General features: G+C 31.9%; 11 protein-coding genes. 4 read left to right on the top strand and 7 right to left on the bottom strand.

Annotation, left to right across the window (positions count from 1 at the left end; translation table 11 throughout):
• Positions 1-5: 5 nt before the first annotated feature.
• On the bottom strand, positions 6-383 hold the full coding sequence (locus RSB60_RS05395) for a transcription antitermination factor NusB (RefSeq protein WP_332475719.1): 378 nt from the start codon (positions 381-383) through the stop codon (positions 6-8).
• Positions 384-520: 137 nt separating this feature from the next.
• Here RSB60_RS05395 and RSB60_RS05390 point away from each other — a divergent pair, with 137 nt between their 5' ends.
• The gene (locus tag RSB60_RS05390) at positions 521-1,060 is read left to right on the top strand and encodes a DUF5662 family protein (RefSeq protein WP_323381514.1); all 540 of its coding nucleotides are present in this window, start codon (positions 521-523) and stop codon (positions 1,058-1,060) included.
• 68 nt (positions 1,061-1,128) lie between these two features.
• Here RSB60_RS05390 and RSB60_RS05385 read toward each other — a convergent pair whose 3' ends face one another.
• Entirely contained in the window at positions 1,129-2,679 is a 1,551-nt protein-coding gene (locus RSB60_RS05385; protein WP_332615003.1) for an ABC-F family ATP-binding cassette domain-containing protein, read from the bottom strand.
• 289 nt (positions 2,680-2,968) lie between these two features.
• Between RSB60_RS05385 and RSB60_RS05380 the strand changes: the two genes are divergently transcribed.
• A complete protein-coding gene (locus RSB60_RS05380; RefSeq protein ID WP_332615001.1) occupies positions 2,969-4,753 on the top strand; it encodes a DUF885 domain-containing protein in 1,785 nt (594 codons plus the stop codon).
• Between the two features lie 177 nt (positions 4,754-4,930).
• Here RSB60_RS05380 and RSB60_RS05375 read toward each other — a convergent pair whose 3' ends face one another.
• On the bottom strand, positions 4,931-6,436 hold the full coding sequence (locus tag RSB60_RS05375) for an IMP dehydrogenase (RefSeq protein ID WP_323381510.1): 1,506 nt from the start codon (positions 6,434-6,436) through the stop codon (positions 4,931-4,933).
• 104 nt (positions 6,437-6,540) lie between these two features.
• On the opposite strand from RSB60_RS05375, the gene RSB60_RS05370 reads away from it, so the two are divergent.
• Positions 6,541-8,235: a proline--tRNA ligase gene (locus tag RSB60_RS05370; RefSeq protein ID WP_323381509.1), complete on the top strand. Its 1,695-nt coding sequence runs from the start codon at positions 6,541-6,543 to the stop codon at positions 8,233-8,235.
• A gap of 56 nt (positions 8,236-8,291) precedes the next feature.
• Positions 8,292-9,323, top strand: a complete 1,032-nt coding sequence (locus RSB60_RS05365) for a lipid II:glycine glycyltransferase FemX (protein ID WP_332475141.1) — start codon at positions 8,292-8,294, stop codon at positions 9,321-9,323.
• 47 nt (positions 9,324-9,370) lie between these two features.
• Here the strand turns inward: RSB60_RS05365 and RSB60_RS05360 are convergent, their stop codons facing one another.
• From RSB60_RS05360 to RSB60_RS05345, 4 genes are all read right to left on the bottom strand, one after another.
• The gene (locus tag RSB60_RS05360) at positions 9,371-9,769 is read right to left on the bottom strand and encodes a hypothetical protein (protein WP_332490685.1); all 399 of its coding nucleotides are present in this window, start codon (positions 9,767-9,769) and stop codon (positions 9,371-9,373) included.
• Between the two features lie 81 nt (positions 9,770-9,850).
• Positions 9,851-10,372, bottom strand: coding sequence for a biotin transporter BioY (locus tag RSB60_RS05355; RefSeq protein WP_332490683.1), 522 nt, complete (start codon positions 10,370-10,372; stop codon positions 9,851-9,853).
• Positions 10,365-11,324, bottom strand: a complete 960-nt coding sequence (locus RSB60_RS05350) for a biotin--[acetyl-CoA-carboxylase] ligase (RefSeq protein ID WP_332614999.1) — start codon at positions 11,322-11,324, stop codon at positions 10,365-10,367. Before RSB60_RS05350 ends, RSB60_RS05355 begins: the two co-directional genes overlap by 8 nt.
• 115 nt (positions 11,325-11,439) lie before the next feature.
• Positions 11,440-12,536, bottom strand: a 1,097-nt coding sequence (locus tag RSB60_RS05345) for a [FeFe] hydrogenase, group A (RefSeq protein ID WP_332614996.1), incomplete at its 5' end; no start/stop codon positions are given.

Below are 12,536 nucleotides of genomic sequence, written 5' to 3'. Positions count from 1 at the left end.
TTGACTCATAGTCTATCTAGTACTCCATTGATTAACTTATAAGCTTTTTCATCACCGTATTTCTTCGCAAGCAAAATAGCTTCATCAATAATAACGGGTGCAGCAGCCATTTGTACATCAAATTCAGTACATGCAATTAATAAAATTGCTTGTTCAATATAACCAAGACGATCAAAAGTCCAGTCATCTAACACATTGTTAATATAACCAATAAAACGTTCTTTGTTCGCAACACTATGAAAAATCAGTGTTTTTGAGAAATCACTGACCTCGTTAAGTGGGTTTAAATATATATCTTCGACAATCGTTGTTAAGTCTCTATGTGTTAATAATTCTTGATAAAGACAAATCATCGATTTTTCTCTTTCTGTATGACGATCCATGTTGTTCCTCCATGTACAATATTTTACCATGAAACCTTCATTTTTTGAACTTATTTTCATGTGAAACCTCACACATTCTTGCACAAGTAACAATTGAAAGCTAAAATAGTATCTAGGGCTGAAAGGATAGTGAAATTATGAAACTTTCAAGATGGCAACGTTTAAGTGGTCACTTTACTACAATAACTTCTCATAAATTAAAAGTTACAGGTCTTTGTTTTAAGTTAGGACTGTATAAACAAGGAATTTTGCATGACTTATCCAAATACAGTTGGGTGGAATTTTCTTCAGGTGTTAAATATTATCAAGGACATCGTTCTCCAATTGATGCAGAGAAAGAAAATCTTGGCTATTCTCTTGGCTGGTTACATCATAAAGGTCGAAATAAACATCATTGGGATTATTGGGTTGATAAGAATAGAGATGGTATTTTCCCTATTAAAATGCCTTATAACTATCTTTTAGAAAATGTTTGTGATCGAATTGCAGCTTGTAAAACGTATCAAAAAGATAACTATTCCGATAAGAGTGCTTATGAATATTTTATAAATGGTACGGATCGCCTTTATATGCATCCAGAATCAGCAATTGAACTTGAGCGTCTTTTGAAAATTATCGCTGAAAATGGATTAGATGAAGGATTTAATATAATAAAAAAAGAGCAAAGAACTGAATAAAATTTCAGTTCTTTTATATTTGAGTTAGTTACTCTTATTGAAATAGAAAAATATTATGATGTAGTGATTTATTTTTTAATACTCATTTCTTGAAGATTCCATACTTCGCCAACAACCTCTTCATAAAATTCACGTTCATGGCATACTAACAAAATTGTACCAGGATATGATTTCAGAGCTTTTTGAAGTTCGTCTTTTGCATCTTGATCTAAATGATTTGTTGGTTCATCAAGAACTAGAATATTACTAGGACGATTTAATATTTTACATAAGCGAAGTTTTGCTTGTTCACCACCTGACAAGACATTAACACGACTTTCTATTTGATCAGTTGTTAGTCCACATCTTGCCAGTGCACTTCGAATTTCATATTGTGTTAATGCAGGAAACTCATCCCATAAATCATCAATACACGTTTTTGTAGATTTAGGAGGTTCTTGTTCAAAATACCCAATTTCTAAGTTTTCTCCTAAGTGAACTTTACCATCAATCGCAGGAATAATCCCCAACAAACTTTTTAACAGTGTTGATTTACCTAAACCATTTGCACCGATAATAGCGACTTTTTTTCCTTTTTCTAAAACAAGATTCATTGGTGAAGATAATGGTTGATCATAACCAATAACTAAATCATTAGTTTCGAATAATGTTTTGGATGGTGTCTTACCATACTTAAAATCAAATGTTGGTTTTGGTTTTTCTTGATTTAATGTAATTCTTTCCATCTTCTCTAATTTTTTAACGCGTGAATTAGCCATACCACGCGTAGCTACGCGTGCTTTATTACGAGCAACGAAATCTTCAAGTCGTTCTATTTCTTTTTGTTGACGTTCAAAAGCAGCTTCTAAATGTCTTTGGTTCATTTCATAGATACGTTCAAACTCATCATAATTTCCTACATAACGAGTTAATTTACAATTGTCTACATGATAAATAATATTTACTACATCATTTAAGAAAGGAATATCATGGGAGATTAAAATAAATGCATTTTCATAGTTCTTTAGATATGTTTTAAGCCAATCTATATGTTCTTCATCCAAATAGTTCGTTGGTTCATCCAATAGTAAAATATCGGGTTTTTCGAGGAGTAATTTAACAAGCAATACTTTAGTACGTTGCCCACCGCTTAACTCATTTACTTTACTCTCTAAGCCAAAATCAGTAACTCCTAAAGCTGATGCAACTTCTTCGATTTTTGAATCTATTAAATAAAAGTCATGATGCTCTAAAGTATCTTGCATCTCACCGATTTTTTCCAACATATCATTCATTTCATCTTCAGTACAATCACACATCTTCATGTAATACTCGTTGATAGTACTCTCAATTTCAAAAAGTGAATCAAAAGCGTGGCGCAATGCTTCACGAATAGTTTCACCCTCTTGTAGAACAGCGTGTTGATCTAAATAACCAGCTGATACTTTACTACTCCAAAGAATGCGACCTTCATCTGGTTCAAGAGTATTTGTGATAATTTTCATGAAAGTACTCTTTCCCTCACCGTTGGCTCCAACTAAGCCGATATGTTCTCCTTTTAATAGGCGAAAAGAAACATCTTCAAAAATGTCTCTTCCACCATAACTGTGTGATAAATTTTCAACTGTTAATATGCTCATAAATCAACCCGCCTTTTTCATATAAAAACAATAGACATAAAAGCCCATTGTCTAAAGAGTAAATATTTATTAAAAACTTTTTCTCTTTGCGTAGCAATTGTACCACTTTTATACAAAAAAGGTCAATTTCTAATGTAATTAAGGCATAAATGATAGAGGTACACTTGTAGTAATTCTGTAGGTATACAAATGAAATTCATCACTTGCTATTGACAAGAATACTTGTCAGATATATAGTTGTTAATGACAAATATACTTGTCAATGAAATGAATGATTAGGAGGAATCGTATGTTGTTTAAAAAGATATTTAAAGTAATCTTGAGTACAATCTTGATGATTGGACTAGCAGGATGCCAAGCAAATTCAGTAACACCTACTGTCAATAACGAAGAAGAACAAGCTCGTTTTGATGCATTTACAAACAATGAAATTAAGAATTATTTAGAGGATAATTATTTAACTATCCATCGAACTGTATCAAAGCCTGAAGTATTTGGTGTTGATATGAACAATGTTGTTGTCCAAATGTTTGCACCATGGAGTGAAGACCAATTCAATACAACACTTGAAGAATTTGAATTATCTAAGAAAGAATTTGAATCATTTGATAGAGATACGCTTACAGAAAAACAACAAAACACATATGATATCATCCAAGATCAAATTGAATTAAATCTTATTACAACTAGTACAGATTTTGAATATGTTGGAAATGTTTTTGGTTTATTCAGCGGTATTCAAATTGCAATCCCACAAGTTTTAACTGATTTTGTTTTCTATGATGAAAAAGATGTACAAGATTTTATTATCTTGATGAATAGTATAAACCCAATGTTTGAAAGCTATATCGAATATGCTAAAAAGCAAAAAGATGCTGGTTATTTCATGGCAGACTATAATGTCGATGAAATCGTTAAATATGTTGATAATTTAGTTAACCAAGGTTATGGCGATGAAATGATGACAGTAATCGAAGAAAATATAAATGCTTTCGATGGTATTGATGATGCTGCAAAAGCTAATTATATTGAACAAGCAAAAACGTCATATACTGAGTCAATTGTCCCTGCTTATATGAAATTAGCTGAAGAATTGACTGCTTTAAAGGATCCTAATAACAATCAATTTGGTCTAGCACATTACGAAAATGGTAAGGAAATTTATGAATTATATTATCGCATGTATACTGGTTCTAATTTAACAATTGAAGATGCTGAAAAAATGCTACAAGAAAAAATGACAGCGAGTTTGCAAGAAATGCAAATTGCATTAATGAAAGATCCGGAAGCCCTTGAACTTATACAAAATAATGATTTAAAAGCGGGTTATGATTCATATGCAGATATGATAGAAAACTTAATTACATGGTCTAAAGATCATTACACTGAAATAAAAATTCCTGAATATGAGGCTGTTCCAGCATCTAAACTTGTCTCAGATGGTGTAGGTGCCTACTACATTACTCCATTCATCGATAAAGAAGGAAAAAACTTTATTCGCGTTAACACGAATAATGCAGAACTTGTAGATAACTTACAAACATATTACTATATTGCCCATGAAGGTGTTCCAGGACATATGTATTATTATAACTATGTTGTACAAAATGATATTGATCCATATAATTTATTACTTGCAACTTATCTTGGATTCTCTGAAGGATTTGCGAATTATGGTGCATCGTATGCATTAGAGTCCGCAAATACAAATGAAACATTAAAAGAAGTCATGCGTGCAAATTTTGATTTCAGCTGGGCTTTGTCTGCAATGATTGATATTGGAATACATTACCGTGGTTGGACAATGGATGAATTTAATAGCTTTCTTGAAAGTTATGGATATGGTGGTATCGATATGACAAGTAGTTATTATATGACACAATCAAATCCAGGTGTTAATTTATCATATGGTGTTGGCTATTTTCAAATTTTAGATTTGCGTACAAAAGCAGAAACAGAACTAGGTGATAAATTTGATGAGAAAGCATTTAATGATACATTACTTAAATCAGGAAATGCACCTTTCGATATCGTCAATAAGAATGTTGAAGATTATATCGCAAATAATAAATAGTAAAAACTCTTCAAAAAGTATTCATGTAAATATACCATCTATTCAAATTGAGTAGATGGTTTTTAAGTGGTTAGTATAGATTGCATGCTTATTAAAGGAGGTAACCTTAATCATATAAAAAACCTATCTTCAAACTTTTAAAGTTCTACGAATAGGCTTCCTTAATATTAATACTATTTATTTATAATTATCGTTTTTATCTTTGACAATGACATCATGGGCACCACCTTCAACAATTGATGTTGCACTTACTAAAGTAAGTTTTGCATTTTGTTGAAGTTCAGAGATTGTTAACGCACCACAGTTGCACATTGTTGATTTGATTTTATAAAGAGTTGTTTGAACATTATCTTTTAGTGGTCCTGCATAAGGTACATAAGAATCAACACCTTCTTCAAATTGAAGTTTAGTTGCACCACCTAGGTCATAACGTTGCCAGTTTCTAGCACGATTACTTCCTTCACCCCAATATTCTTTTACAAAGTTACCATTAATCATTAATTTGTTTGTAGGAGATTCTTCAAAACGAGAAAAGTAACGTCCTAACATAACAAAGTCACTACCCATTGCTAGTGCTAATGTAATGTGATAATCATAAACAATACCACCGTCTGAACAGATTGGAATATAAACCCCTGTTCTTTCAAAATATTCATCACGTGCCTTAGCAACTTCAATGACAGCAGTTGCTTGACCACGACCAATCCCTTTTGTTTCGCGAGTGATACAAATTGATCCCCCACCAATACCTACTTTAATAAAGTCAGCACCTGCATTTGCTAAGAATTCAAAACCTTCTTTATCAACTACATTTCCAGCTCCAACTTTAACAGTATCGCCATAATTTTGACGAATCCAGTCAATCGTTACTTTTTGCCATTCACTAAATCCTTCACTTGAATCTATACATAATACATCTGCTCCAGCTTCAACCAATGCAGGTACACGTTCAGCATAATCGCGAGTATTAATACCAGCACCTACAACGAAACGTTTATCACTATCAAGTAATTCAAGTGGATTTTCTTTATGAGAATCATAATCTTTTCTAAACACTAAATAAACTAGTTTTTGATTATCATCAATAATAGGTAATGTATTTAGTTTATGTTCCCAAATAATATCATTACAATCACTCAATGTTGATTTCACATTTGCAGTGATTAAATGTTCAAAAGGAGTCATAAATTCGCTTACTTTTGAATTGCCATCAAGTCTAGAAACACGATAGTCACGTGAAGTAACCATTCCTAATAGTTTTCCGTTTGTAGTACCATCATCAGTAACAGGCATCGTAGAATGTCCTGTTTTCTCTAATAATGCTAATACATCTTCAAGTGTATTGTCGGGTGTTAAATTAGAATCACTTAATACAAATCCAGCTTTATAATTTTTTACACGAGATACCATTGCAGCTTGGCTTTCAATACTTTGAGAACCGAAAATGAAACTTACTCCACCTTCTTTAGCAAGTGCAATTCCCATCTTTTCTCCTGAAACTGATTGCATAATTGCACTCACCATCGGAATATTCATTGTAATTGCAGGTTCTTCCCCTTTTTTAAACTTTGTAAGTGGTGTTCTTAAACAAACTTTGTTTGGAACACAATCAGATCCAGAGTATCCAGGTACTAATAAATATTCACTAAATGTGTGACTTGGTTCATTGTAATAAAATGCCATGTATTTTCTCCTCTTCCTTTTTTATTAATGTTGATTATAGTTCAAAATCTCTTTTAAGTAAAGGCATTTTATTGTATAATCATAGCCATAGTGAGGAAAAATATATGAAGTTAAAAAACAGTTACTTTTATACGTTAAGAGAAAATGTAAAAGATGAAGATTCAAAGAGTAGTAATTTACTCGTTAGAGCTGGGATGATTAAGAAAAGTTCTGCTGGTGTTTATATGATGCTACCCTTAGGGTATAAAGTGTTGAATAATATCACAACGATTATCCGAGAAGAGATGGATGCAACAGATTGTCAAGAATTGATTATGCCTTCAATGATTTCTGAAGATGTATACGTAGCTTCTGGAAGACGTGAAGGTTTTGGAAAGAGTATGTTCTCTTTAAAAGATCGATTTAATAAACCATTTGTACTGGGCCCTACTCATGAAGAACTATTTGCAATAGCGGCACAAATGAAAATCCGTTCTTACAAAGACTTACCCTTCTCTCTTTATCAAATTCAAACAAAATTTAGAGATGAACCACGTCCCCGTTATGGTTTAATTCGTGTTCGTGAATTCATTATGAAAGATGCATATACATTTGATAGAGATGAAGCTGGTTTAGATGTTGCTTATAATAAACAGTTCAATGCCTACAAAAATATTTTTGACCGCATGGATATGGATTATAAAATTGTTCGTGCTGATACAGGTGTTATGGGTGGACTTCTATCTGAGGAATTTCAAGCAGTTACTGAAATTGGTGAAGATACATTAGTTTTATGTGATTCATGTGACTATGCAAGTAATATTGAAGTTGCAAATTGTGTAAATAGTGATGAACCTACTACTCTTCAAGCAATGAAACTTGAATTAGTTGAAACACCAAATGCTCGCACAATTGAAGAAGTTGTAGACTTTCTTCAACAACCTGCAAAACAATTTGTTAAGACTTTAGTTTATAAAGTAGATGATCTTGTTGTTGCTTGTATGGTTCGTGGAAATCGTGAAGTTAATGAAACAAAATTAAGAAAACTATATAATGCTAACAATGTAGAACTAGCTGATGCTGACACTGTTGTTCGTGTAACAAATGCTGCTGTTGGATTTGCTGGTCCTATTGATATTCAATGTGAACTTGTTATGGATGATGAAGTAAGTAAAATGCATAATTTTATTACAGGTGCCAATAAAACAGGTTATCATTATATTGGAGTAAATGTTAGTGATTTCACCGCTAATAAAATTGCAGATATCCGTAATATTCAAGAAGGAGATATTTGCCCTAAATGTGGTGGCAAGATTTATTTCAAACATGGTATTGAAGTAGGAAATACTTTCAAACTTGGAACGAAATATTCAGTTGCTTTAGGATTAGAATATTTAAATGCTGATAATCAATTACAACCAGTATGGATGGGTAGTTATGGAATTGGCCCTGCACGCTGTATGGCAGCGATAGCTGAACAAAAAGCTGATGACGATGGAATTGCTTGGCCAATGAATATTGCCCCTTACAAAGTAGCTGTTGTGCTTATTTCAGTGAAGGATGAAGTCCAAACTGAACTTGCAAATAAAATCTATGCATTATGTAAAGATGCAAAGATTGATTGTATCCTAGACGATAGAGATGAACGTCCAGGTGTCAAATTTAAAGATATGGACTTAATTGGTATCCCTGTACGTTTAACAGTTGGAAAAAAAGCGAACGAAAATATTGTTGAATGTAAACTTCGAGGACAACAAGAAGTTGTTGAAATTCACCTTGATGAATTGATGGATAAACTAAAAGAAATGACAAAAGAATAAGGGAAGTTTCCCTTTTCTTTTATATGATATAATAATGAAGTTAGGAAGCGATAAAAATGGAATTTGTTCAATTAACTACATCTGAATTTACAAATTTTGCAAATACAAGTGAAGTATCTAGCATTTTTCAAACTGTATCTTGGGCAAAATTAAAATCAAATTGGGAATCTTACACAGTTGGTGTAAAGGATGAAAACGAAGTGATTGCAGCATGTTTAATCTTATGTCGAAAAGTTCCAATGGGATTTAGATTCGCATATGCACCACGTGGTCCATTACTTGATTTTAATAATGTTGATTTATTATCCTATTTTATGAAACAAATCAAATTATTTTTGAGAAGCAAAAAAGTATTACTTGCAAAATTTGATCCTAATCTTCTCTTGGATGAAATTCCTTTTGAAGAAAAAGATAAAGTAGCATCTATTAAAAATGATAATTGTATTCAATTATTTAAAACGGCTGGATTAAAACATTGTGGCTATACTTTAGCAATCAAAGATACAATTCAACCTCGTATTCAACTATCTTTTCCTATTGATGCAAACTATGATGAGCGAATTCCATCTAAAACAATGAAAAAAGTTCGTGCAAGTTATAAAAAAAATGTTGTTATTAAATTAGAACATGATTCTAAAAGTTTAGTTAAAATGGTTCACTGCACCGAACAGCGACATCAAATTAAATTACGTAATGAAAATTATTTCAATGCAATTTTAGATTCTTTTGAGAATGATGCCTGTGTTCTTGCGGGATATTATGAGGAACAATTGATTTCTGCATGTCTTCTTGTAAAATGCAACAATACTACAGAGATTTTATATTCGGGTTATGATGATACTTACAAACATTACAATTCTACCTACCCTTTGCGCTATGAATCAATTCAATGGGCAAAGGACAATGGTTGTAAAGAATTTAGTTTTGGTGGCGTTGAAGGTACGCTTGATGATGGACTTACAATGTTTAAATCAAGTTTCAATCCACTAATTCATGTTTTCATTGGTGAATTTGATATGCTCCCATACCCTGTATTAAGTAAAATTACACAATTATTTTATCCATATTTGAAAAAGTATGTTATGTAAATTAAAACCAATCACTTAGATGATTGGTTTTTTAATTGTAAGTGATATTACTTAATTCGATTATTCTTATTTTTTTGTAGAAAATAATTTACAAACCAAAATAAAATTCCATAAACAATGCATACACTTGTTATTAGGGCTATCCAAATAATCGAAATCTGGTTATTTCCATGATTACCAGGAAGTATGATCATACTGCATAATGCGACTAGTAAACCACCAACAAAGAAAAATATTGTATTTTTAAGAAATGATTTGATGTCAAATATGTTTTTAAATAAATATTTTAGATAGATTGACTGAATTATAGCTAGCAAAATGACAACTAACACTACCTTCCAAAAACCAGATGGAGGCGGGAAATCTGCACCTAGTAAAAAAATTATAATCCAGCCAACAATGAAAAAAATTGTTTCAATGATATTTATTTTTTTGTATTTATTCATAACGATCCAACCTTCCAAATCTTCTTAATTATTTTATCATATATGCAAATAAAAACGACCAGATTATACTGATCGTCTAGTTTACTTGTTTATAAATTTCAAACGTTTGCTTAATAAAACTGCAAGAATAATCTTCAGTATATCGCCTGGAATAAATGGATATACACAATACACAAGAGCAGCATTTAAGTGCATTTGTGTTACTCCCATAAACCATATAGTTCCTAATGCATAGCAAGCAAGTGTTCCAAGTGTTGCATAAATTGAAATAGTTTTTGTAGAGTTATCAAACATATTCACGGCAACACTAATAATAATTACATCCAATAAATAGCCAATGATGAATCCACCCGTTGGGCCAAATATTATCTGTGCACCTCCTGCAAAATTTGCAAATACAGGTAATCCAATGAATCCAAGTCCAATATAAACTATAACTGTTAGAATAGCATATTTTGGTTTTAATATGATAGCAGTCATATGTACAGCAAGTAAAGCAGCATTAATCGGCACATAGGGTAATGGTATTTGTATTTGTGAACATACAGCAATGAGTCCAGCCATTAAGGCGCACAGGATAAGATTCTTTGTGTTTTTATTCATGATTTAATCTCCTTAATGATATTTCACCTGAATTAAGTTTTAATTTTTGTTGATCAGATGTAATCACAAGGAGTTCTCCATCATCAGTGATATCTATAACTTTTGCTTGACCATTGTAATTTCCAAAAATTAGAACTTCTTCATTCAAAACAATACTTTTAGAACGATATTCTTGAGCAAGTTCTTTTTTATTTTTTGAAAGATTCTTATAAAAACTATTTGCGATTTCAGCTACTAACAAGTTTTTATCAAAATCATCATCAACATTTATATCAGTAATTAATTCAGTTAGTTCTACTGGAACGTCAGTTAATTTCAAATTAATTCCAATTCCAACTACAATATATTTGAAAGTCTTTGATTCAAAATCAATTGCAGCTTCAGTTAAAATTCCAACTACTTTCTTATCATTCAAGAATAAATCGTTTACCCACTTAATTCCTAAATCTAGATTAAAATATTTTTTTACTGCATCACATACTGCGAGTGCCACATTCATTGTAATTAAATTTATATCTTCCAGTTTAATTTTTGGATGTATGATAAATGACATATATAACCCACCCTGAGGCGAATAAAAATTCCGCTCGAATCTACCTCGCCCAGCAGATTGATTTTTTGCGATTATGAGTGTCCAATCTTTTGCATTTGCTTCAGCAATTTTCTTTGCATATGTATTTGTAGAATCAATAGTATCAAATACGAAAACATCAGACTTTATATGAGAATCAAGTAAATTCATAATAGATTGCGTATTAAAGTTTATTGATTTTTTTAATAAGCTATACCCTTCTTTTGGTTTGGCTAAAATCTCGTGTCCTTCATTTTGGAGTGCTTTAATTGCTTTCCAAACTGCTGTCCTTGAGAGATGTAACTTCTCTGCCATATTTTCTCCTGACACAGGTCCTACAGCATCACTTAAATATTGATAGACTTTTTCTTTTGTATTCATAGTTATCACCCTGGTCTACTATAAATGATAGAAAATCATTTGTCAACCAATCGAATGTTAAAGTTAACAATGAAGACATAAAAAACGATGTCACTAAGTAACATCGTTCATTGAATTATAGTGTAAAGCGTGGTTTCTTTGAATATGAAGTATGAAGAAGTTCATGAGAAGTATGTGAACATGGTTCACCTAAGAAATTCTTATACAATGCTTTTATTTGTTCATTTTCATGTGATTTACGAACATCACATTGCAAATCTTCGTCATATAACACTTGAGCACGTAAAGCACGATAATCAAAGTTAGGAAGATTTCTTATAGATGCAGAAACAATTGATTGTCCTCCACCGTTAATACATCCACCTGGGCAACCCATAATTTCAATAAAATGATATTTTGATGTACCCTTTTTAATTTGCTCAAGTAATACTTTTGCCATTGACATCGAACTTGCAACTGCAACATTGACTTCAATTCCTGCAACACTAAGAGTTGCTTCCTTAATTCCTTGAAGTCCACGAACTTCTACAAAATCTAAATTTTCTAATGGTTTATTTTCTAATACTTCTTTTACTGTACGTAATGCAGCTTCCATTACACCTCCAGAAGCTCCAAAGATGACACCAGCACCTGAATAATCTCCAAACATATCAGCATCAAATTCTTCGTCAGGAAGATTATTAAAATCAATACCATACATTTTGATTAGTTTAGCAGCTTCTCTTGTAGTTAGAACGCTGTCAACATCTTGAATATCACCTACTCTATTTTCAGGACGAATAATTTCATCTTTCTTTGCAGTACATGGCATAATTGATACTACATAAATATTTCGTGGATCAATTCCTTTTATCTTAGCATAATATGATTTTAAAATTGCTCCTAGCATCATATGTGGACTCTTACAAGTACTTAAATGAGATAGTAAATCAGGATATTCTCTCTCTATATAACGAATCCAACCTGGTGAACATGAAGTTAACATTGGTAATGTTCCTTTTTGTTGAATACGTTGAATAAACTCTGTTCCTTCTTCCATGATTGTTAAATCAGCTCCAAAGTTTGTATCATAAACACGGTTGAATCCACAACGACGGAGTGCTGCAACCATTTTTCCTGTTACACGAGTACCAATTGGTAAGCCGAATTCTTCACCAAGTGAAGCACGAACAGCTGGTGCAGTTTGTACAATTACATGTTTATTTGGATTAT

The organism is Anaerorhabdus sp. (assembly GCF_036657415.1).
GTDB lineage: Bacteria > Bacillota_I > Bacilli_A > Erysipelotrichales > Erysipelotrichaceae > Anaerorhabdus.
This window is presented reverse-complemented; position numbering and strand designations above follow the sequence as displayed.